The following is a 20,998-nucleotide window of genomic DNA, read 5'->3' as shown; positions in this document are numbered from 1 at the left end:
AGGCGACGTGCTGGACATGGCGAAGGCGGACATGGCGAAGAGGCAGCGCCCGCTGACGGTCGACATCCCCCGTCCCGGCGATGAGCAGCCGGTCTGGTCACGGGTCGGGGTGATCGCGCTGGTGGGGTTTGTCGTCGGCGTCGCGTGGCCCAAGCTCGCCGGCGTCCGCATCGGCCCGAGCGTGCCCTCCGACGTCAAGGCGACGGCCGAGGCCACGGCGACGCCCGCGTCCCCTCCCCCCGCGGCGGCCGCGCCCGGGACCGCGGAGCCCGAGGCCAAGCCTCCGGAGGCCGCCGCGAAGAACCAGCAGCAGGTCGTGGTCGGCCCCGGCAGGATCACGCGCTGCTCCGACAAGAAGAACAAGAAGGTCGAGGACTGCGGAGAGCTCCAGTTCGATCCGATCGCGCTCCCCCGGCTGAAGGAGCTCGCCCAGTGTCCGGCGGCGCTCGGCGTGGACGGCAAGCTCCCGATCGGCTTCGAGCTCAACTTCGAGAAGAAGGAGGTCCAGGTCGTCAAGGGGAAGAAGACGAGCCTGCCCGCCTCGACGGCCAGCGGCATTCTCCAGTGCGCGGCGCGCGAGTTCTCGAACGTGTCCCTCGAGGAAGTCCCGCACAAGTACCGCCGATACTCCCTGGTTTACACTGCCACCTTCTATCCCCCCGGCGCGCAGGCCGACACCGCGAAGGCAGAGGCCGGCAGCGGCGAACAGGAGCAGGCCGCCGGCACGACCACGAGCGAGACCGCCGCCAGCGGCCTGGCCACGGTGAGCTGGGATACTGCGCTCGTCCGCGGTGCGCCCAAGGAGGGAGATGTGGTGATGCGCCTGGTGCGTGGCACTCGGGTCAAGCTCGTTGGCCGGCAGAACGACTGGTACAAGGTCGAGCACCGCGGCAAGACGGGGTGGATGTACCGCGGCGCCATCGGCATGTAACCGACGGTAACCGAGCGGGGCCGCGAGCGCCGGCCTGCCTGGAAACACGCAGGCGGCTTCAGGCGCGGATCCCAGGGCTGCATCCGAGCGAGGGCGCGTCGGTTCGCGTAGAATGGTCGGGGCCGATGACGCGCAAGTTTTCGCTCCCCCTGCTCCATCGGGGCCGCGCCGATCGCGCCACGGCGCCTGCGTCGACCACGCCCACGGTGGACGCGGTGCGTGAGCGCCTGGGCGGGCGCGCGTCGACCGAGCCCGGCGTGGGCGAGCTGGTCCAGCTGACCACCGCCGCGGGCGAGGCGCTCCCCGGGGTGGTCCTGTACAGGCGTGGCACCACCGTCGATGTGTGGATTGACACCACAACAACCACATCCTCCACCCAGGACGAAGCTCGAAGCTCGGCGCGTGCTCAGGCCGTGGCCGGTCGGGGCGTTGTTCACCGAGCGCGCCCTGCCAACCTCGCGCCGTTGCGCGCCGGGGCGCCGGACTCGCTCCTTGCCGTCGCGGCCGACGCGCGCGTCTTTGCGGCCCTGAGCGAGGGCCAGCGCATCCGGTTTCAGGACGGCGGAGACCTCGCCGAAGGTACGCTGGTGGAGAAGTGCCGCTTCGGCGGCCTGGTGCAGCGCGACGACGGCGCGCTCCTCGGCGTCGGGTTCCGCCGGCTCTGGCCAGCGCAGGCCGATGGTGCCGCGAGGAACTGAACGGAGCTGAACGGAACCGCGCGGGAGTCGAGCAGAACGAAGCGAGGGAGGGTGGCTCCGGGAATGCCTGCGTGAGCAGGGGCCCGTGGCCAACACCGCTGGTTTTCGGCGCTGGATCAGCCGTAGACGCCCTGGTCGGGCTCATGATGCCTGGCAGCAGCCGAGTCGGCGCGCCGCGCCCCCGGCGTGACGCGCCGAGGGCTGCAAAGGCGCCAGGAGGCGCCCGGATTGACGCGCCGCCGCGCGCGTCCGGGACGCCGAACGTGCGGCTTGTACCCCCTCCGCGGACGCGATAGACAGGCCACGACATCGTAGCTCGCGCGACGCGCGACCAGTCGGAGGTACAATGTTGAAGCTCGCTTGCTCGTTCACGGTCGTCCTCGCGCTCGCCATGCTTCCGGGCTGCGGGCCCTCCATCTCGGGTCTGTGCGAGGACAGGTGCGATTGCACCGGAGACTGCAGCCCGGACGACGAAGAGGACTGCGTGGACAACCTCGAAGACGCCGAGCGCGAGGCGGCTTCGCAGGGCTGCGAGGAGCAGTTCGACGAGGCCCTCTCCTGCGTGGATGACGAGTTCGCGTGCCGCAGCGGCGCGGTCGACGTCGATGGGTGCCGCGAACAGGTCGACAACCTGAGCGGCTGCGCCGATCTGGCGACCGGGCTCAAGTTCTGGGCCGCCTTCAATCTTAACTGAGGGTTGACCGCGTGACGGGCGCCGGGCGCCTGTGTGGGCGGAGGCTCGGCTCGGCTCCCGGAGCCCAGCCTCTGACGCCCGCGCGCGCCGAGGGGGCGAGATCGCTTATTCGCCTAGGTGGGTGCGGACCTTCGTGAGCAGCGTATTGCTGTCGAAAGGCTTGATGAGGTAGTCGGTACACCCGTTCGCGAAGCCGATCTTGATGCTCGTCTGATCGCTCCTCGTCGTCATCATGATGATCGGGACGGTCTTCGTCGCATCGAACGCGCGGAGCCACCTGCAGGCCTGGAAGCCGTCCATCGCCGGCATGACGACATCCATCAGGATGAGATCGGGGCGCTCCGCAATCGCCTTCGCGATGGCCTCCTTGCCGTTGCGCGCGATGACAATGTCGTAGTCGTCCACGCCGAGCGTCAGCTGCTGTGACAGCAGCGAAGTCAGCGAGTCGTCGACGACGAGGATCTTCTTCTTTCGAGCGGTCTCGCTGGGCTGGCTACTTGGCGCGGACGGCCGGCTCCGCGGCGCCGAGTCGGAAGCGGAGGCCGTTTCCGGAGAGCTCTTTCGCGAGGAGTCGACACGACGATCGGCCATGAGGGAGCCTCCATGAGGAGGCGCGTTCCCTGGGGCGCCTCCGGAGTGTTCAGGTTGCAACGAGTGATCCCCCCGTCACCTTATCAGGATCGCTACCGCACCGGAACCAAGTTCCACTGTCACCCGATGTGGCCAAACCCGCGAAAGTACTCCTGAACAGACCGCTGCGCCCTGCCCTCTTCCGCAGCGAGCCGACGAGGCCAGCTGGCGAGAGGCGGAGTTACCCGCGAACCCACGACAAGCGGCTGCGCCGTGCAGAACGGCTGCTCACGCTCGCGTGAAGACGGTACGGCGGCGTTTGCTCGCCGGTCCAAGGAAGGAAACAGTAGTGCCCAGGGACGGAATCGAACCGCCCACACGAGGATTTTCAATCCTCTGCTCTACCAACTGAGCTACCTGGGCTTTGCTGCGGGCCCCGCGCTTACGCCGGAAGCGTCGGTCACGGGCGGGCTACGTTACGTGGATGTGGCCGAATGTCAAGGAATTCTTCAGGGGGCGGAGCGATCGAGTAGCCGGAGGGCGGCCGTGAGCCACGAGGCGCGCAGGTAGGCCGCGACGGCGAACGCCGCGAGCTGCACGGCGAGCGCGGCCGCGACGCGCAGGCCCGTGCTGACCCCGGCGAGGTGCACGACCCACGCCCCGCCGGCGAGCGCGACGGCAGCAAGGACGCCCCTGGACGCATAGGCCCAGGCGGCCGCGAGCGGAGCAGCACGCAGCGCGTCGAGCCCTCTGGAGACGGCTGTGTAGAAGCCCCGCTGCTCGCCGACCACAGCGACCCGCGCGACATCGTGGAGCAGGCCGATGGCCGCGACAGGTACCAGCGCGGCCGCGGCGACGGCGATCGCCGCGAGGTCGCGGCCGCGCGGCAGGACCGGGAGCTCCGCGCAGAGCTTCGTCCCGGGGAGCAGGACGAGCGCCGCGGCGGCGACCTGCGCCGCGAGCGCGACGCCCCAGAGCAGCGCGAGCGGGCCCAGGGCGCGCGCCGCGCGGCCTCCCAGGTCCTGCGCGGAGAGCGGTCCCTCCTGGCTCAGCGCGGCGAGGAGCACCGCGAGCGGGAGCAGGCCGAGCGCGGCTGCCAGCAGGGTGCCCAGGCCGAGCTGCGCGGCGAGGGCAGCGGCGACATGCGCCGAGAGGCGCGTGAGCTCGCCGAGCATCAGGCCGCCGGGATCGAAGAGGATCGCGTCGCCGCGCGGGTACTCGCCGACGACCTGGGCCACGAAGACGGACAGCGGCGCCGCGACGAGGAACGAGGCGAGCGCCCTGTAGCCGAAGTACAGCGCGACCGCCGCTGGCCGCTCGTGCGCGGCGGGGCGCCCCACCGCACGCCGCCCGCGCCCTGGATCGGCCACCGCGGCCCCCTCCGAGCCCGGATCGCTCGCGCCCCGCTCCACCGGCGCGCTCATGGCCCGAGGAGCGTGAGCGCGAGCCCCACGGCGAAGCTCGCGCGCGAGAGCACGCCAGGCGCGAGGAGGTCGGGGCGCGATCGGCGCGCGTTGTTCGCGAGGTCCTCGTCGAGCAGCACCCGGTGGTCGGGGTCGATCACCACGGCGACGAGCGGCGAGGCGCCGGCGTAAGGGATCGCGGCGACGCTGTCGCGCGCGTCCCACCGCGCCCGCTGCACGCTCCCGTCGGCGCCGTGCAGCGCGACGTCGACGGGGAGCACGAGCGAGCCGCGGCGCCGCACGACGGCGCGGCCGCGGTAGCCCGCCGCGTCGATCCCGGCCTCGCCTGGCGCGGGCGCCGCGCCGTCCGCGGGCCACGCATCGAACGCCCCGACCGCGTAGTCGACCCACGCCCGCTCGAAGAGCCCGGCGCGGAGCGCCTCGGCCGCCTCGTCGCCCACCTCCCGCCGCACCGCGTCGAGCAGCGCCTCGGGGCCGGGGTGCTGGAACCGGTTCTCACGCGCGTAGCGGCCGACGGCCCGCCGCACGAGATCCTCGCCGTACACGCCGGCGAGCGTCGCGAGGAGCACCGCGGGCCTCCCGTACACGAGCCCGAGGTAGTCCGTCCCGTCGACGAAGCCCGCGGCTGGCTGGGCGACGGCGCCGTTGTGGCCCGACCTGAGCGCGTCGGCGCGGTACTGCGTGCGGAGGTCGATCTCGAGCCCGAGCAGCCGCGCCGACGAGCCGTCGCCGTAGCGCGCGCGCAGCGCGTCCGCTTCCGCATAGGTGGTGAGGCCCTCGTCGAGGAACGGGTAACGGTGCTCGTTCGTCGCGACGAGGCCATAGAACCACTGGTGCGCGAGCTCGTGCACCGTGACCGCCTCGACGTAGCGCACGCCCACGACGGGCCAGAGCCAGCTGCCGCCGGTCGTGATGAGCGTCGGATACTCCATGCCGCCCGCCTCCTCGGCGCCCTCCGGCGGGTGCACGATCGTGAGCGTGCCGTACGGGTAGCGTCCGAACGCCGCGCCGAAGCGCTCGAGGCCGAACCGGACGAGGTCGATCTCCAGCGCCGCCTCGCGCTCGCTTCCTTCGGGGAAGAGGCACCGGATCGCGACGCCGTCATCGGTCGTGGCGCGCAGCTCGCGGAAGCGGTCCCACGCGGCGAAGGCGAAGTCGTGCACGTCCTCCTGTACGAACCGGCGGATCGCTCGGCCGTCGGCCCGCCGCTCCTCCACGAGCCGGCCGGTCGCCCCGACCGCGAAGCGCTCCGGGACGTCGACCGTCACGTCGTACGCCCCGAAGTCGGCGTAGAACTCCGAGAGCCGGTGGTATGGGAAGTGCGCCCAGCTCCCGTCGGGCTCGAGGCGCGCGATCTTCGGGAACCACTGCGCCACCATGTGGAAGCTCCCGTAGTGACCCGTCCTGAGCGCGAGCGACGGGAGGTCTGCGTCCCACGCGAGCTCGATCGTGATCGCCTCGCCCGGAGCGACGGCCCGCGGCAGCTCCACCCGGATGTCGGTCTCGTCGTCGCGATCGCCGGGCGTCGTGGGCTTCCCCTGGGGCCAGACGTCCGCGCCTTCCATCTCGCGAACCGCGAAGCGGGTCACCTGGATGTGACCGTAATCATACAGCATTTCGCTGCCGCGAAAGCCGTCGATGGACGAGCGGAGGAACACGGTGCGCTCGTCCTTGAAGGCGTTCAGGTAGAGGTGGACGAACAGCTCGCGCTGCGGCGCGCGCGACGCGTTCCGCCAGACCAGCGTGCCCTCGCCGTGCATCGTGTGCTGCGCCGGATCGAGGCTCGCGCGCAGCGTGTAGCTCGCGACAGGATCGGCGTGCGCCGCGAGCTCGGCCTCCGGCGGAGGCGCGGGCGCCGGAGCTGCCAGCGCCGGCGCGGCGCTGGCGCCGGAGGGAGCGGACGAGGACCGCCGCGCCGGAGCGTCGGGCTCGATCGGCTGGATCGTCGAGACGAGCGACGCGCCCATGCGGCCGGCGAGCAGCGCGAGGAGGAGACCGACAGCGGCCTGGAGAGCCGTGCGCACCGGTGCAACCTAGCGAGCTTGCGCCGTCGCGGAAAGGCGGGTCTGGGGACGCGGCGGCCCGCTCGGAACGATGAGGCGAAGGCGACGCCGCGACGTCAGGCGAGGCCGGCGCCTAGACGCTGCAGACGATCCCCTCCTGCACGAGCTCGTACAGGAGCCGCAAGGCCTCGAGCGTCTGCATGCCCGACACGTCGAGGATCTCGTCGATCGAGCTGTAGCCGTCGATGCACGAGAGCAGGAAGCCCGCGCGGTGATCGAGGTTCAGCGAGCGGAGCTGATCCGGGGGCACCGCGAGCCGCAGCACGCGCGAGCCGTCTCCGAGGCGCGACTGGTACATCTGCCGGAGCGTCTCGACGCAGCTGTCCGCGTACTGCCGCGCCATCCAGTCCTTCGGGTTCTCCTCGAGCAGGCCCTCCGCGAGGACGAGCGCTCCGCCGAAATCGCCCTGATCGAACCGGTGCTGCATCTGCTCCCGCGGCCCCTGGGCGCTCAGCTGGGGCTCGGTCGCGCGTGAATGAACCCCCTTGTCGGCCTTCGCGACGGCCGCAGGCGCGCGCTCGGTCTCGGATCGGCGCGGAGCGCGCCCCGCGCCCTGCGCCTCGCCCGAGACCCTGTACGAGGTCGAACCGGCGAGCGCCCCCGTCCCGCCGCGGAACGCGGACTCGTCATCCTCCACGAGCAGGCCGTAACGGAGCGTGCCGGGCGGCGGCGTGATCGGCGGCTCGTCCATCGGCGGGCCCGGCTCCTCGAACCCGAGATCGAGGCGGAAATCGATGCCCAGCGGCCCGCCGTCGTCCGGACGAGGGACGCGCCCCTTCGCGGCCGGGGGGACGTGGACGTCCCGCGCGTCGACCGGCGGGCCACCGAAGACGTCGATCTCGCCAAAGCTGCGCGGGTACGGCTGGCTCGGCTCGCGCAGGAGATCGTCGTCGAGCTCCGCCCCGAAGTCGCGCTCGGCGTCGAGCGATCCGAACCCCATCCGCCCGCTGGGCCGCGACGGGACCCCGGGCTCGTCGCACTCCAGGCCGAGCCTCGCCGCCTCTCGGCCGGAAGCGCCGTGTTTGCTCGAGAACGAGGAGCCGGGCGGCGGCTCCCACGGGATCGTCCTGCGCGGCGGCGGGGCGGGCGGGTACCCCTCCGGCGGAAAGGCCTCCGGAGGGCGCTGCCGCTGGGCGGTGATCTCGGAGCTCGAGTGAGAGCGGCGGGTCATCATCTTTGCCACGTAGTCGCTGACCGGGATCGGCGGCGGGAGCGTGATCTTGCCCTCGCCGTCCGGCAGCAGGGGCGTGCCGGCGGGCGGGGTTTCCATGCGCGGTGAGCCATTCTCCTCGCGGGCGAGCGCGGCGAGCGCGAGGAGCTCCTCCGAGGCGACCGGTTGGGTGTCCTCGAGCTCGTCCACCTCGTCGAGCCCCCAGGAGGAGTCCAGGGTCTTGGAGTCAGGCGGCACCGACCGCATCGTCTTCCCTCATCGCGGCCACCCATCACCCCTGTGGCCTGGCTACGACGCCCTTGAACATCCGGTGGGTGCGCGAGAGCGCCTCCATCTGCTCCTTGACCGCGGCGGCGTCGCGCCGGCCGATGGCCTGACGCGAGCGATCCACGATCCCGCGCGCCTTGCCGATGGCGTCGCGGCCGAAGTCGCTGGACGCCACGATCTGCTCGACCTGCGGGAACATCCGCTCGATCTCGGCGATGAGCTTCTCGGCCTCCTGCCGGACGCCCTCGAACTGGTCGCTCGCGCGGCGATCGACGAGGTACTCCTTCGCCGCCTCCATCATCTCGCCGACCTCCTCCTTCGTGAGGCCGCTCGACGCGGTCACCTGGATCGACTGCTGCTGGCCCGTCTCCAGATCCTTCGCGCTCACCGAGACGATGCCGTCGCTGTTGATCTCGAACGTGACCTCGATCTCGACCTGCCCCTTCGGCGCGCGGCGCAGGCCCGTGAGGATGAACTCGCCGAGCAGCTCGTTGTCCGTCGCCTTCTGGTGCTCGCCTTGCATGACGAGGATCTTCACGGCGGTCTGGTTGTCGCGGCTCGTCGTGAAGATCTTCGACCGGCTCGTGGGCACCGTGGTGTTCTGCGGGATGAGCTCCTCGAAGTTCGACCCGAACGTCATGATGCCGAGCGCGTGCGGCGTGACGTCGAGCAGGATCATCTGCTTCGTCTCGTCCACGAGCGCCGCGCCCTGCACCGCCGCGCCGAGCGCGACCACCTCGTCGGGGTGCACCCCCTTGCACGGCTCGCGCTCGAAGAAGTCGCGCACGGCCTCCTGCACCCTGGGCATGCGCGTCATGCCGCCGACGAGCACGACGTCCTCGATCTCGTCGCGATCGAGCCGCGCGTCCTCGAGCGTCTGGCTGCAGATCTCGATGCACCGCTCGACGAGGTCCTCGCACAGCTCCTGCAGCGTGGCCCGCGAGAGCGTCCGCTGGAGGTGCAACGCCTCGTTCCGCGCGCTCGAGATGATGAAGGGCAGGTTGATCTCGGTCTCCAGGACGCTGGACAGCTCGCACTTCGCCTTCTCGGCCGCGTCCTTGAGCCGCTGGAGCGCCATCCGGTCCTGCCGCAGATCGACGTCGTGCTGCTCCTTGAAGCCCTGCACCAGCCAGTCGATGACGCGGGCGTCGAAGTCCTCGCCGCCGAGGAACGTGTCCCCCGCCGTGGCGATGACCTTGAAGACCCCGCCCGCGCCGATCTCGAGCACGGAGATGTCGAACGTGCCGCCGCCGAGGTCGAAGACGGCGATCGTCTTCTCGACGTTCTTGCCGAACCCGTACGCGAGCGCCGCCGCCGTCGGCTCGTTGACGATGCGGATGACGTCGAGCCCCGCGATCTGGCCCGCGTCCTTCGTCGCCTGCCGCTGGTTGTCGTTGAAGTAGGCGGGGACGGTGATCACCGCCTTCGAGACCGGCTCGTTGAGGTAGTCCTCGGCGAACAGCTTCATCTCCTGGAGGACCATCGCGCTGATCTCGGGGACCGAGTACGTCTTGTCGCGCAGCTGGATGCGGACGTCGCCGTGCGGCCCCTCGACGATCTTGTACGAGGCGGTCAGGATCGCGTTCTTCACCTGCGGGGACGACCACTTGCGGCCGATCAGCCGCTTCGCGGCGTAGACCGTGTTCTCGGCGTTGGTGATCGCCTGCCGCTTCGCGATGTGCCCGCAGAGCCGCTTGCCGGCCTCGGTGATCGCGACCATGGACGGCGTCGTCTTGTACCCACCGCGATTCGGGATGACGGTCGGGACGCCCTCCTCGACGATGGCAACGCACGAGTTCGTGGTGCCAAGGTCAATGCCGATGACACGCTCCATCGATGCCGCTGCTCCTCTTGTGATCTTCGGCCCGAACGGCCGCTGAGGCCACGATGCTAGACCGTTTCGCGGAGCCGAGCGGGCCAATCGTGCGCCGTCCCTGCGGAAGGCGCCGCCCCGGGCCTGCCCGAGGCCGGCGCGCCTTCTGTAAGGGCCGGCGCTAGACTTGCTTCCCCTGCTGTTTGGCCTGCTCGCGCGCCTGCGCGACGAGGCCGCGCAGCCTACCATCGTTCCCTGCGAGCTCGGCGGCGCGTTCGAGCTCGCCGGCCGCGCTCTTCGCGAGCCCCGCGGCCGCGTACGACAGCGCGAGCGTGAGCCGGTACTCCACGGAGGCGGGCACGAGCTCCACCGCCCGCCGCGCAAACTCCACCGCCCGCCGCGTGCTCTCCCCGGCCTGGAGCGTCGCGTACGCGACCCGCTCGTGCGCGCCGGCGTCGTCCGGGCGGCCGTTGCACACCTTCACATAGCTCAGCGCCGCATCGACCCAGCGGCCGTTCTGTGCCTCGTACTCGGCCTGCTTGAGGTAGCCGTCTGCCAGCGCCACCGCCGCGAGGCGCTCCACCTCGGCCGAGGCCCTCTGGAGCTCGGCGTCCTCTGGAGCCAGCGACGCGGCGATCCGGTAGGCGTTGGCCGCGCTCGCGAACTCGCTCCGCTCGAGCGCGGCCCGAGCCACCTCGGAGTACCGCGCGATCTGGCTCCGGAGCGCATCGTTGCGGGCGTTCTCGTAACGCGCCTTGAGCGCCTCGACCGCCCGCATCGACTCCGGCGAACGCACGCCGGAAGGGGCCTTCGGCGGCGCCGCAGGGGCGCCTGCCGCTGCAGTCGGCGCGACGGCCGTTCCAGGCGCAGCGGTCGCCACAGCTGGCGCGGCGGCCGCCCGAGGCGCAGCGGTCGCAGCGGCCGGCGCTGGAGCCGCGCCGGACGCAGCGGCCGCCGAGGCAGAGGGCGCCCCCGGCGGATGGCGCCTCAGGCCTCCGGTGAGCTTGCGCGCGAACGTCTCACGCCGGTCCTTGGCGGTGGGAGCAGGCGCGACAGGCGTGGTCGGCGCTGCGCTCCGCGCCGGCGCACCTCCGTTGTCGGGCGAGGCTCCTGCGGGCGGCTGCGCCGGCGACGGCTGAACCGGCGCGGCGGCGCCGGAGGACGCAGCGAACGCGCCCTGCTCTGCGGGCGCGCGCTCGGAGGAATAACGCCCGGGCGACGCGCCCATGTCGCGCGGATCGGCGAACGCGGCGCGCACCGTGGCGTCGACGGCGGTCGTGATCGTGGCGATGTCGCGGGGCGTCTGCTCGATCAGCGCCGCCATCGTCCGGTTCTTGTGGGTCTGCTCGAGGTACGCGTCGTACTCGGCGCGCCGCTGCTTCGACGTCAGCGTGTCGTGCGCCAGCGTGATGCGCGTGAAGATGGCCTCGATCTTCGGCTTGTACGAGCCGAGCTGCTTCCGGAAGTAGGTGTCCGGATGGAACTCCGGCGCGAGCTGGTAGTAGGCGCTCTTGATCTGCTTCTTGTCCGCCTGATCCGCGACGCCGAGCAGCGCGTAATAGCTGAGATCCTCGAGGCGGTAGTAGAGGTCGAGGATGCGCCGCTTCCGGTCGGGGGCGAGCTCGACCGGCTCGTCGAGCTCGGCGGGATCGTAGAGCGGCAGGGACTCCATGTGCTGCAGCGCGTCCCGGCCGAGCGGGGTGGCCTCGGACCCGGACGGCATCGTCTTCTCCGGATCCACCGCGGCCGTGCGCCGCGCGGCGTCCCGCGGCGGAGGCTGTCCGGAGGGCTCCCCGTCCAGGAGGATCGCGCCGAGGTCCCGCAGGCGGCGCAGCGCCTCGACGGTATCGCCGTGCGACATTCCCGTGATCAAGGACAGATCCCGATCCGTCAGGACGCCGTCGATCCGGGACAGGAGGAACGCCTCCGCGGGTTTCAGCGGGAGCGATTTGAGATCGTACCCGGGCTTCGGCCTTGGAACACGCAACGTCATCGGGTCGAGCAGCGGCCCCCTCCCGCTCGAGTCTAACGACGAACGCGCGCCCGTCGCAATTGCAGACCACGGTGAGCGCGCCCTTCAGCGCGGCTTTTCCCCGGGGCCCTTCAGGGCCTCGGTGATCACCTGGTCCTGGATCGAGATCGCCCGCTCCAGCAGCCCGACCGCCCGCGCGCGGGCCTGCGTCGCCGCCTCGCGGTCCCCCTTCGCCTCGAGCGCCTTCGCGCGGCGCTCCTCGACAACACCCGCGACCTCATAGAGGTGGCCCTGATAATGAGAAGGCGCCGGCGCCGACCGGAGGCCCGCGTCGATGTCGCGCGCCGCGGCGTCGAACTCGCCGGCCTCGCTCCGGAGCTCCGCCAGCCGAGCGTACGTATCCGCCGTCACCTCGGCGACCTCCGGCGGCGCCCCCGGCGGCCTCGGCGCGGCGATGATCCCCTCCAGGGCGCGGAGCGCAGCGGCGCGATCGCCCGCGTCGAGCGCGACGTCGGCGGCATGGTGCGCTGCGCGCGCCCTCGAGAGGAAGGCGAGGAGCGTGGGATCGACGACCTGGGCCGGGGCGCACGCGCACGCCGGATCGCCCGGGCCCCCTGCAGCGCGCGCCCGCTCGTCGCCCGGGGCGCACCCGAGGTGCGCCGCCGCGAGGAGCCCCAGGCAAAGGGCGACCAGGTGCGAGCCCCGCATCAGCGCACCCCCCACGCCGCGTAGCGGTTCTGGCGCAGATCCGACGCGCGCGCGGCGGCGATGCGGTCGATCCGCTCCGTCTGACCGCCCTCCCGAGGAAAGGGCGCGGCCGGATCGAAGAGAGCGGCGGTCGAGCGCGCCTCGATCAGCAGGGGCCGCGCGGCGACCGCCGCGGCCGGAGCAGCGGCCGCGGGCGCGCGCGCGACGGAGGCGCGCTCCTCGCTGCTGTGGCCGAAGATCAGCGCCACGGCCGCCGCAGCCGCGGCGAGGGTCGAGAGCGCCGCCATCGTCACAGGCGCGATGCGCCGGGGGCCGCGCGCGGGCGAGGCGCGGAAGGCCTGGTCGATGAGCGCGCGCCCCCGGAGCTCCGGGAGCGCCGCCGGACGCCACGCGGCCCGGAGCGCAACAGCGAGCTCCGCGAGCTCGTCGCGCGCGTCAGGCGAGCCGAGCGTCCCCTCACCCCCGGAGCCGCCGCCGTGCCCCGGCCGACCGCCGAAAGCGGCGCGGGGCTCGATCGCCTCCCGCAGGCGCTCGGCGGCGCGCAGCTCGGCCTTGGTCGGCGGCGCGCCCTCGTCACCGAACGCGCGCGCGAGCAGCGCCTCGTGCTCCGCCCTGTCGAGTCCGGCGGGGCGAGCCGCCGCCCTGAGCGCGTCCGCGAGCGGCACCTCGCCGCGATCGAGCGCCTCCGCGAGCTCGCGCGCCGCGCGCAGCTCGTCGTCGGACGCAGGCGCGAAGGGCTCCGCGGCAGGCGCGACGAGCGCGAGCCGCCGGCCGCGATCCGCGCCGGCGCGGCGCTCCAGGGGGCCGTCTCCGTTCGGCGGCGAGCGCGGATCCGAGGGCGGCCGCGGCTTCATCGCGCTCCTTCCTTGCGCTCCGCGCGCGGCGCGGCGAGCGCCTTCTTCAGCGCGGTCATGGCGCGGTGCAGGACGACATCGAACGTCGCCACGCTGACGCCGAGCGCGAGGGCCACCTCGTCGCGGGGCCGCTCGTCGAGCACCCGTAGCCGGATGGCCTCGGCGTAACGGGGGTTGAGGCGCCCGAGCGCGTCCTCGACACGCGCCCGCGCGTCGGCGAGATCGCGCTTCTCGCAGAGCTCGGTCTCTCCGCGCGCGGTGAGGTCGGTCTCCGCGGCGTCGATCTCGCGCTGAAGATCCTCGGGCTCGAAGAGCGCCTCGCGGCGGCGCGCGCGGAGCATGTCGAGCGCGATGCGCAGCGCGATGACGCGGAGCCAGGGATAGATGCCGCAGCTCTGCCACTGGAACTGGTAGAAGCGCTCGATCACGCGCGCGTACGTCTCGGCCAGAGCGTCCTGCGCGGCCGCGTCGGAGCCGAGGCGGGGCAACAGCACCGCGCGGTACAGCGCCGGCCCGTACTTGCGGAGCAGCTGCCCGAGCGCGAGGCGATCGCCCTGCGCGGCGCGCTCGCACAGCAGGCGCTCCGCCTCGAGATCGGGCCTCGCTGCTGCCACCGCCGTCACAGCGGCGACGATACCCGGACGCAGAACGGAGCGCACCGGTGTCCGCCTCGCGCCCCTCTCGGGCCGGCGCGCCCCGCGGTCGAGGAGCCCCCGCGCGCCGCCGTCGGGCCGCCGCGCGCCCCCGGCGAGGAGGGCGCGCGCACCGGCAGGCGGAACCGCAGGCGAAACCGAGCGCGGGAGGGCCACGGCATTCACCCCTCGACAACGGCCCAAAGCCGTGGACCTTACGGCCAGGAGCCGCCACATTGTGCCGGCCTCCACGCGGAGCGTCCGACGTGAAAGGAGCCCAGGTGACCCTCGATACAGCGTTCAGGTCCCCCCCATACCCCGGCTTCGGGACCGCCCTGTGACGGCGGGGCCGTCCGGCGAACGGAGGCGCTCGCTGCACTGCGCGCGCTGCGGCGCCCTCAACGGCGGGGACTTCAGCCGCTGCATCCGCTGCGGCGCGCCGCTCCTCGCGCCTCCTGCCCACGCCGCGCCGACCCGAGGACGCCTCGACGGGCGAAGCCTGCTCGCGACCAAGATCCTGGGCGGGCTCACGGCGTTCGTGTTCGTCGGCCAGCTGATGGCCGCGCACTCCCGCGATCTCGGCCTCCTCTCGCCGTGGGACGCGTCGAGCTACCTCCGCTTCGGCGCGCTCCTCCTCGTGCCCGACGCGCCCTTCGAGCCGTTCCGGCTGCTCTCTGCGGTCTTCGTGCACATGGGCGTCCTCCACTTCGGCATGAACATGGTGACGCTCGGCATGCTCGCCCGCGCCGCCGAGCCCGCCGTCGGCTCGGCGCGGTTCGCGATCACCTACGTGCTCACGGGCCTGTGCGGCTTCGGCGCGAGCGCCGCATGGAACCTCGTCGTGCAGCCCGAGGTCGTGTGCACCGCGGGCGCGAGCGGCGCCGTGTTCGGCGTGATGGGCCTCCTGCTCGGCTGGCTGCTCCGCCGCCGCGACCCGCGATGGAAGGACCTCGCGCTCCAGGCCGTGTTTTACATCGTCCTCTTCGGCTTCGTCGTGAACGCATCGAGCACGGGCGTCCGCATCAACAACGCCGCGCACATCGGGGGCCTGGCCAGCGGCGCGCTGCTCGGGCTGGCCTACGCGGGCCCCGCGCGCGGCCGGTACGAGGGCGTGATGAACGCCGGCGCGCTCGCCAGCGTGCTCGCCTGCCTCGCCGCGCTCGTGCTCGCCCAGCGTTCTCCGGTCTGGCGCGCAGCGGAATCGCTCGACGGGAACGCGCGGCAGGAGGCGCCCGGGCCCGCGCTGCACGGCCAGTCCAAGCGGCCTCCCGAGGACGCGCTCGAGGCGCTCGGCCCTCGGCCGGCAGGCTCGCTCGTGCCGGGGGCCCCTGACGCGACGTGACGCTGATTGCGGCGCACGGCTCGAACGTCTAAGCGCCATCCTCGCATTCACGCGGGGACGGGCCAATCCGCCCGTTCCCTCCCAGGAGACGTCATGGTCCGAACCTCGTCGCACATCGCCTCGTGCGTGCTTGCCGCGTCTCTCCTCAGCGGCTGCCATGTCACCATCCAGAGCGGCAACACGCCGGCAGAGGCCTCGCCGCCGCCCCCGCCGCCCGCAAAGAAAGCCTCCCGGTCACGCAAGCCGGCCAAGCCCGACCCGGAGCCGGAGCGGCGCAGGACCCAGAAGTGGCGTCTGCCCACGAACAACGCGCCGCGCATCACCGCCCCGAACGCGTTCGGCAACGGGGAAGGCGGCGCCTTCCGGGGGCTCGCCTACGTGCTCCCCGAGAACACCCAGAAGCTCCCGAGCTTCGACGGGCTCGTGCCGTTCGCTGTGCTGTACACGGACAAGTTCGAGGTGAAGTCACAGGACTTCTCCGGCGGCTTCCCTGGCGCGCTCGCGCAGAACGAGTGGTTCGCGATCCGGTTCGAGGGCGAGTTCAAGGCGCCCCAGGAAGGCGTGTTCCAGCTCAGGCTCACCTCGGACGACGGCGCGATCCTCTACATCGACGACAAGCGCGTGGTCGCGAACGACGGCGTCCACAGCGCGAAGACCGTGGACGGCGAGGCCCGCCTCACGGAGGGGACGCACCGGCTGCGGCTCGACTACTTCCAGGCGCAGCGGGGCCAGGTCGCGCTCTTGCTCCAGATCGGCCAGAAGGACAAGTTCGAGCCGCTCGTCGGGCTCCGCTGACGGAGCGCCGCGCGGGCCGCTCCGCGGGCGATCCGCCCTGGCGGGCACGCGGGGCGCGCGGCGGGCTTTCATGCGCCCGCGCACGCCGCGGCGCCCTCGTCCGCCTTTTCGTGTATCGTCGCCGGCGCCCATGGCGTCGGTGAACCCACTGTCGCGCGAGCTCGTCTTCAAGATCGTCTATTACGGGCCCGGCCTGGGCGGGAAGACGACCACGCTGGAGTACTTGCACGCCACGGCGAAGCCCGAGTACCGCGGCAAGCTCGTCTCCCTCGCGACGCCGGTCGATCGAACGCTCTACTTCGACTTCTTGCCGGTCCGGCTCCCGCAGCTGCGCGGGATGAACGTGAGGCTCCAGCTCTTCACGGTGCCAGGGCAGGTCTACTTCAACGCGACCCGAAAGCTGGTGCTCACGGGCGCGGACGGCATCGTGTTCGTCAGCGATTCGCAGGCCGTGCGCGCCGACGCCAACTTGGAGAGCATGGAGAACCTGCGCGAGAACCTCGCCGAGCAGGGGCGGGCGCTCGATCACCTCCCGCACATTTTCCAGCACAACAAGCGCGATTTGCCTGATTTGCTGCCGCTCTCGGAGCTCGACGCGATGTTGAACCCGTCCCGCGTCTCCTCGCTGGCCACGTCGGCGAAGACGGGGCTCGGCCTCTACGAGGGGCTCGAGGAGATCAGCGCCGCGGTCCTTCGCGCGTTCGAGAGCCGCCTGCCTGACGCGATGGGGAGCGGGCTGGGCGGGTTCGACGCGATCGAGGGCGGGCTCGCCACCGCCCTGCGCGACGCGTCGCCGCCGCCGTCGGCGCCGCTCGACGCAGTGATCTCGAGGCTCGCGCCGCCCAGCAAGCCGTGGTCGACGATGCCGCCGGACTCGACGATCGGCGATCCGAGCGAGGGCGCGGCCGCGCCCGGCGCGACGGCATCGCCTCGCGTCGAGCTCGCGCCGCGCAGCGCCGGCGTCAGGGATCCGGTGAGCCGCGGGCTCCCGCCGTCGCTGCAGCTCGCGGCCCGGAGGCTGGCCGCGCCGGCGGACGCCCCGGCGACCGCGCGCGCGGACGGCCCGTCCGCGGCGACGAAGCACCTCGCCCAGCCGGGCCTCTCGTTCGTCGCGCTCTGGCCGACCGCCGAGCGGGAGGCGATCGCGGAGATCGAGGCGGCGATCGCCGCGGAGGGGTATGCCGTGGCGATCGAGCGCTGCGACGCGCTCGTCGCGGCGATCTTCGACAAAGCGGCGGAGCTCGCGGGATCGAGCGGTACGGCGCGCGACCCCGCGACGGTGCCGGCGCTGCTCGGCCTCGACGGGCGCCGTTACCTCGGCTTTCGCGCCGTGGTCCGCAGAGCGCGCGCTGGCGGCGAGATCACCGAGCGCGACGCGCTCAAGGCCTTCGCGTTCGTCGTCGAAGCGCGGCTCGCCGAAAGCACGATCTGACGCGGTCCGTACGGCGCGCCATCACAGCCGATCGAGCGAGGCGACGCCGGAGTAGCGGCGCATCGACACGCTCATGAGGAGCGCGATCGCCACCATCACCGTGGTCACGCTCGATCCGCCGTACGAGAACAGGGGCAGCGTGACACCGACGACCGGCAGCACGCCCGACGTCATGCCGAGGTTGATGACGGCGTGCCAGAAGATGATCGCGGCGCAGCCGACGCCGAGCACCGCGCCGAAGCGATCCTTCGCCATCGACGCGATGCGGATCCCCCACACGACCAGGAACGCATAGAGGCACACGAGGACCATGCACCCGATGAACCCCCACTCCTCGGCGAAGACGGGGAACGGGAAGTCCGTGAACTGATCCGGCAGGAAGAGGAACTGGTTCTGGGTGCCCCGCAGGTACCCGCTGCCGAACAGACCGCCGTTGCCGATCGCGACGCGCGAGTGGTGGGCGTGCCAGCCGCGGTGCAGGAGATCTTCCTCGGGGTGGAGGAACACGAGCACGCGCGCGCGCTGGTAGTCGAGCAGCACGTACTCCCAGACGATCGGGATCGCCACCGCGATGGACACGACGAACAGCGCGGCGCTCCTCCACCGCACGCGCGTGACCGCCGCGATCGTCAGGAAGACGAACACGAGGATGAGCGCTGTCCCCAGATCGGGCTGCTTGAGCACGAGGAGCGCAGGGACCGCCGTCAGCGCCGCCGGGATCGCCAGATCGCGGAGGGTGCGGCCCTCGTTGCGCGGATCGTCGTGCAGGAACTTCGCCAGCGCGATCACGAGGAACACCTTCATGAACTCGCTGGGCTGGAACCGGAACGCGCCGAACTCGATCCACCGCGCGGAGCCGCGCACGTCGCGCGCGAGCACGAAGACGAGCGCCAGCGAGAAGACGCCGAACGTGTAGAGTACGTAGCCGAGGCGCTCCAGGTGCCGGTAGTCGAGCGCGATCAGCACGCCGCCGATGATGCCGCCCATGAACAGCCAGTACACCTGGCTGATGTAGAGCTCCGCGCGCGCGCCAGAGTAGACGCTCGTCGCGCTGTAGAGGTTGACCACGCCGAGCACCGCGATGGACACCGCGGCGATGAACAGCGGCCAGTCGAAATGATCGCGATCGCGCGAAGAGAGAGAGTCACCCCGGATCATGGCGTGCGCCCCGACGCGGCGGGCGCGCGGCCCGCGCTGCTCTTGCCCGCTCGCGGCCCCTCGTTCGGGCCGCCGCGACGCTCCTTCGCGAGCTCCTGGTACGCGCGGACGACCTCGAAGGCGACCGGCGCCGCGTGCTTGCCGCCCGTGCCGCCGTGCTCGACGAGCACGACCACGGCGACCTCGGGCGAGCGCGTCGGCGCGTAGCCGGCGAACCAGGCGTGCTCGCGGTTGAAGTACCAGACCCGCTCGGCCTCGACGCCGCGGGTGAGCCGGTGCGAGACCTGCGCGGTCCCCGTCTTGCCCGCCATCTCCACGCCCGCGACGCGCGCCTTGAACGCCGTGCCGCCCTCCTCGTTCACGCCGGCGACCATCGCCCGGTGCACGAGGGAGAGGTTCTCCGGCCGGATGTCGATCTGGCGGCGCACGCGCGGCGTGAACTCCTGGACGACCGTGCCGGCGCTCGTCTCGACGGCCCGCACGATCTGCGGCTGGTACAGCGTGCCGCCGTTCGCGAGCGCCGCGTACGCGAGCGCGAGCTGGAGCACCGTCACCGTCGTCGCGCCCTGGCCGATCGCCGCGTTCAGGCCGAAACCGAGGCGGAACTGGCCCTTGTTCCGGAGCGTCATCCACGCCCGGGTGGGCATCCTGCCCCCCGCCTCGGCGTTGATGCCGAGCCCCGTCCGCGCGCCGAGCCCGTAGCGCTGGCCCATCTCCGCGATGACGTCCATGCCGACGCCGTACTCCGCCGCCAGCCGGTAGAAGTAGACGTTGCACGACTCCGCGATCGCCTGCTGCATCGCGACCGGCCCGTGCACGTGCGTGCACCGGAAGGTGCGCTTGCCGAACGTCAGCGCGCCCCGGCACCGCGAGGACTGGCGGGGATCGATGAGCCCCTTCTCGAGCGCCGCCAGCGCGGTGAACGGCTTGAACGTCGAGCCGGGCGGGTACGCCCCGGACAGCGTCTTGTCGAGCGCGGGCTTCAGCGGATCGGAGTAGAGCCGCCGGAACGCGTCGCGGATGACCTGCTTCCCCGAGCCGCCGGAGAGCGCGTTCGGGTTGTAGCCGGGCTTCGAGTACAGCCCGAGGATGCGCCCGGTGCGCACGTCGATGACCGCGACGCCGCCGGCGAGCTCGCCGCGCATCGCCTTGTCGATCGCCTTCTGGATGTCGGCGTCGAGCGTCAGCCGGAGATCGCGGCCGGGGATCGGGTCCACCCGCCGCGGCTCCTCGATGATCCCGTCGCCGCCCGCCCTGCGCCGCCCCTTGGCGTCGACGAGCACCTTCTCCCAGCCGCGCGTGCCGCGCAGGTAGCTCTCCCAGGCGCGCTCGATCCCGGTGACGCCGATGCGATCGCCCTCGATGTAGCCGACGCTGCGGAGCGACGCGAGCCGCTCGGCGTCCACCTCGGCCATGTAGCCGAGGACGTGCGAGCCGACCTCCTCGTACGGGTAGTAGCGCACCGGGACAGGCACCACGTCGACCCCCGGCAGCTCGGCGTCGTGCGTCGCCAAGGTCGCCACGGCGTCGCGCGAGATGTCCTCCTTGAGCAGGATCTGCTGGTTCTTGCGCGGGCCCTCGTCGGCGCGGATCGAGGTGATCAGCGCCTCGAGCCTCGCGCGCTCCTCGATCCCGACGCCGAGGTACTCGACGAGCTTCGGCCAGATCGTCTCCATGTCGAGGCGCCGCGGGACGACGTAGACGTTGTACGACGGCCGGCTCGCCGCGAGCACCTTGCCGTTCTTGTCCCGGATGATCCCGCGCGTGGTCGCGAGCGTCACGCGCCGGACGATGTTCTCGCGAGCGATGGCCTTGTTCTCGTCGACCTCGAGGACCTGCAGGTAGAACAGGCGCCCGAGGAGCACCATGAAGCCGACGACCATGCCGAGCGCGATCCACCGGAAGCGCCGGCGGAACTCGCTCACGTCGGAGCGCTGGACGAGCAGGCTCACCGCGGGCTCTCCCCTGGCCGCGGGACGTTGATCGTCGCCTGGTGCACGCGCTCGGCCAGCCGGAAGACGAACGGCGCGAACAGCGCCGTAGAGACAGCGTGCGGCGCGACGAGCCGGGCGAGCGCGCGGGTGCGCGCCGCGTCGCCCCCGAAGATGGCGGTGAGGATCACGATGAGCACCCCCTCGACGAGGCCGAAGACGAAGGCCAGCGCGATCTTCGTGAGGAGCGTCTGCGCGGCGAGCCGCACGCCGGCCGCCCGCGACACGACGAAGGTCGCGACGGTGATGAAGGTGAACAGCCCGACCGGCGCGCCGGTGAAGAGATCGAGCAGGTACCCGAGCAGGAACGCGAGCGCGGCGCCCCGCGCGATCGAGTACTCGTGCACCCCCATGAACACGACGAGCGGCAGGAGAAGGCTCGGCGTGGAGCCCGGGATGTTCAGCTTGCCGATGAGCCGGAACAGGTTCGACTGAAGGATCAGCAGGGCGGCCCCCATCGCCAGGAACGCGGAGTTTCTCATC

General features: G+C 72.1%; 18 protein-coding genes and 1 tRNA gene. 6 read left to right on the top strand and 13 right to left on the bottom strand.

The genetic code is table 11. The features are described 5' to 3' along the window. Positions 1-16 precede the first annotated feature (16 nt). From WMF14_RS13940 to WMF14_RS13930, 3 genes are all read left to right on the top strand, one after another. On the top strand, positions 17-931 hold the full coding sequence (locus WMF14_RS13940) for an SH3 domain-containing protein (RefSeq protein WP_272103256.1): 915 nt from the start codon (positions 17-19) through the stop codon (positions 929-931). 125 nt (positions 932-1,056) lie between these two features. Continuing rightward, positions 1,057-1,629, top strand: coding sequence for a hypothetical protein (locus WMF14_RS13935; protein ID WP_437801446.1), 573 nt, complete (start codon positions 1,057-1,059; stop codon positions 1,627-1,629). Between the two features lie 346 nt (positions 1,630-1,975). Next, positions 1,976-2,323: a hypothetical protein gene (locus WMF14_RS13930; protein ID WP_272103254.1), complete on the top strand. Its 348-nt coding sequence runs from the start codon at positions 1,976-1,978 to the stop codon at positions 2,321-2,323. 105 nt (positions 2,324-2,428) lie between these two features. On the opposite strand, the gene WMF14_RS13925 is transcribed toward WMF14_RS13930, so the two are convergent. The 10 genes from WMF14_RS13925 to WMF14_RS13880 form a co-directional block, all read right to left on the bottom strand. Further along, complete coding sequence (locus WMF14_RS13925) at positions 2,429-2,914, bottom strand: response regulator (RefSeq protein ID WP_272103253.1); 486 nt, start codon at positions 2,912-2,914, stop codon at positions 2,429-2,431. A gap of 329 nt (positions 2,915-3,243) precedes the next feature. Then, positions 3,244-3,316: transfer RNA gene (locus tag WMF14_RS13920), tRNA-Phe, on the bottom strand. Positions 3,317-3,402: 86 nt separating this feature from the next. After that, a complete protein-coding gene (locus WMF14_RS13915; RefSeq protein ID WP_437801445.1) occupies positions 3,403-4,317 on the bottom strand; it encodes a hypothetical protein in 915 nt (304 codons plus the stop codon). Further along, a complete protein-coding gene (locus tag WMF14_RS13910; protein WP_437801444.1) occupies positions 4,314-6,341 on the bottom strand; it encodes a M1 family metallopeptidase in 2,028 nt (675 codons plus the stop codon). The genes WMF14_RS13915 and WMF14_RS13910 overlap by 4 nt, the downstream gene beginning before the upstream one ends. A gap of 112 nt (positions 6,342-6,453) precedes the next feature. Beyond that, entirely contained in the window at positions 6,454-7,788 is a 1,335-nt protein-coding gene (locus WMF14_RS13905; RefSeq protein ID WP_437801443.1) for a hypothetical protein, read from the bottom strand. A gap of 34 nt (positions 7,789-7,822) precedes the next feature. Next, positions 7,823-9,652, bottom strand: coding sequence for a molecular chaperone DnaK (gene dnaK / locus WMF14_RS13900; protein WP_272103249.1), 1,830 nt, complete (start codon positions 9,650-9,652; stop codon positions 7,823-7,825). 160 nt (positions 9,653-9,812) lie between these two features. Beyond that, on the bottom strand, positions 9,813-11,624 hold the full coding sequence (locus WMF14_RS13895) for a DnaJ domain-containing protein (RefSeq protein ID WP_437801442.1): 1,812 nt from the start codon (positions 11,622-11,624) through the stop codon (positions 9,813-9,815). A gap of 84 nt (positions 11,625-11,708) precedes the next feature. Next, positions 11,709-12,311, bottom strand: a complete 603-nt coding sequence (locus WMF14_RS13890) for a hypothetical protein (protein ID WP_437801441.1) — start codon at positions 12,309-12,311, stop codon at positions 11,709-11,711. Further along, the gene (locus tag WMF14_RS13885; protein WP_437801440.1) at positions 12,311-13,165 is read right to left on the bottom strand and encodes a hypothetical protein; all 855 of its coding nucleotides are present in this window, start codon (positions 13,163-13,165) and stop codon (positions 12,311-12,313) included. Before WMF14_RS13885 ends, WMF14_RS13890 begins: the two co-directional genes overlap by 1 nt. Then, entirely contained in the window at positions 13,162-13,824 is a 663-nt protein-coding gene (locus WMF14_RS13880) for an RNA polymerase sigma factor (protein ID WP_437801439.1), read from the bottom strand. Before WMF14_RS13880 ends, WMF14_RS13885 begins: the two co-directional genes overlap by 4 nt. A 310-nt stretch (positions 13,825-14,134) precedes the next feature. Here WMF14_RS13880 and WMF14_RS13875 point away from each other — a divergent pair, with 310 nt between their 5' ends. The 3 genes from WMF14_RS13875 to WMF14_RS13865 all read left to right on the top strand — a co-directional run bounded on the left by WMF14_RS13875 (position 14,135) and on the right by WMF14_RS13865 (position 17,366). Further along, the gene (locus tag WMF14_RS13875; RefSeq protein ID WP_437801438.1) at positions 14,135-15,139 is read left to right on the top strand and encodes a rhomboid family intramembrane serine protease; all 1,005 of its coding nucleotides are present in this window, start codon (positions 14,135-14,137) and stop codon (positions 15,137-15,139) included. Positions 15,140-15,232: 93 nt separating this feature from the next. Beyond that, positions 15,233-15,934 carry a PA14 domain-containing protein gene (locus tag WMF14_RS13870; protein WP_272103243.1) on the top strand — a complete coding sequence of 234 codons (702 nt, stop codon included), beginning with the start codon at positions 15,233-15,235 and terminating at the stop codon, positions 15,932-15,934. 130 nt (positions 15,935-16,064) lie between these two features. Continuing rightward, positions 16,065-17,366 (top strand): GTP-binding protein, encoded by a 1,302-nt coding sequence (locus WMF14_RS13865; protein ID WP_437801437.1) that lies wholly within the window; start codon positions 16,065-16,067, stop codon positions 17,364-17,366. A 21-nt stretch (positions 17,367-17,387) separates the two neighbouring features. Here WMF14_RS13865 and rodA read toward each other — a convergent pair whose 3' ends face one another. From rodA to WMF14_RS13850, 3 genes are read right to left on the bottom strand one after another with little or no spacing between them, the layout of a single operon-like run. Beyond that, on the bottom strand, positions 17,388-18,524 hold the full coding sequence (gene rodA, locus WMF14_RS13860) for a rod shape-determining protein RodA (RefSeq protein WP_272103241.1): 1,137 nt from the start codon (positions 18,522-18,524) through the stop codon (positions 17,388-17,390). Beyond that, a complete protein-coding gene (gene mrdA / locus WMF14_RS13855; RefSeq protein WP_272103240.1) occupies positions 18,521-20,476 on the bottom strand; it encodes a penicillin-binding protein 2 in 1,956 nt (651 codons plus the stop codon). The genes rodA and mrdA overlap by 4 nt, the downstream gene beginning before the upstream one ends. Further along, on the bottom strand, positions 20,473-20,997 hold the full coding sequence (locus tag WMF14_RS13850; RefSeq protein ID WP_272103239.1) for a hypothetical protein: 525 nt from the start codon (positions 20,995-20,997) through the stop codon (positions 20,473-20,475). Before WMF14_RS13850 ends, mrdA begins: the two co-directional genes overlap by 4 nt. Between the last annotated feature and the right edge of the window lies 1 nt (position 20,998).

The sequence above is a fragment of the Sorangium sp. So ce693 genome (assembly GCF_051521375.1).
Taxonomy (GTDB): domain Bacteria; phylum Myxococcota_A; class Polyangia; order Polyangiales; family Polyangiaceae; genus Sorangium; species Sorangium atrum.
This window is presented reverse-complemented; position numbering and strand designations above follow the sequence as displayed.

What these genes read in the sequence shown, in the direction of transcription:
- WMF14_RS13870 (WP_272103243.1), top strand. Translation starts at nt 15,233, where the DNA reads ATGGTCCGAACCTCGTCGCACATCGCCTCGTGCGTGCTTGCCGCGTCT.
- WMF14_RS13885 (WP_437801440.1), bottom strand. Translation starts at nt 13,165, where the DNA reads ATGAAGCCGCGGCCGCCCTCGGATCCGCGCTCGCCGCCGAACGGAGAC.
- WMF14_RS13915 (WP_437801445.1), bottom strand. Translation starts at nt 4,317, where the DNA reads ATGAGCGCGCCGGTGGAGCGGGGCGCGAGCGATCCGGGCTCGGAGGGG.
- WMF14_RS13935 (WP_437801446.1), top strand. Translation starts at nt 1,057, where the DNA reads ATGACGCGCAAGTTTTCGCTCCCCCTGCTCCATCGGGGCCGCGCCGAT.
- WMF14_RS13895 (WP_437801442.1), bottom strand. Translation starts at nt 11,624, where the DNA reads ATGACGTTGCGTGTTCCAAGGCCGAAGCCCGGGTACGATCTCAAATCG.
- WMF14_RS13850 (WP_272103239.1), bottom strand. Translation starts at nt 20,997, where the DNA reads ATGAGAAACTCCGCGTTCCTGGCGATGGGGGCCGCCCTGCTGATCCTT.
- WMF14_RS13890 (WP_437801441.1), bottom strand. Translation starts at nt 12,311, where the DNA reads ATGCGGGGCTCGCACCTGGTCGCCCTTTGCCTGGGGCTCCTCGCGGCG.
- rodA (WP_272103241.1), bottom strand. Translation starts at nt 18,524, where the DNA reads ATGATCCGGGGTGACTCTCTCTCTTCGCGCGATCGCGATCATTTCGAC.
- WMF14_RS13925 (WP_272103253.1), bottom strand. Translation starts at nt 2,914, where the DNA reads ATGGCCGATCGTCGTGTCGACTCCTCGCGAAAGAGCTCTCCGGAAACG.
- WMF14_RS13865 (WP_437801437.1), top strand. Translation starts at nt 16,065, where the DNA reads ATGGCGTCGGTGAACCCACTGTCGCGCGAGCTCGTCTTCAAGATCGTC.
- WMF14_RS13940 (WP_272103256.1), top strand. Translation starts at nt 17, where the DNA reads ATGGCGAAGGCGGACATGGCGAAGAGGCAGCGCCCGCTGACGGTCGAC.
- WMF14_RS13930 (WP_272103254.1), top strand. Translation starts at nt 1,976, where the DNA reads ATGTTGAAGCTCGCTTGCTCGTTCACGGTCGTCCTCGCGCTCGCCATG.
- dnaK (WP_272103249.1), bottom strand. Translation starts at nt 9,652, where the DNA reads ATGGAGCGTGTCATCGGCATTGACCTTGGCACCACGAACTCGTGCGTT.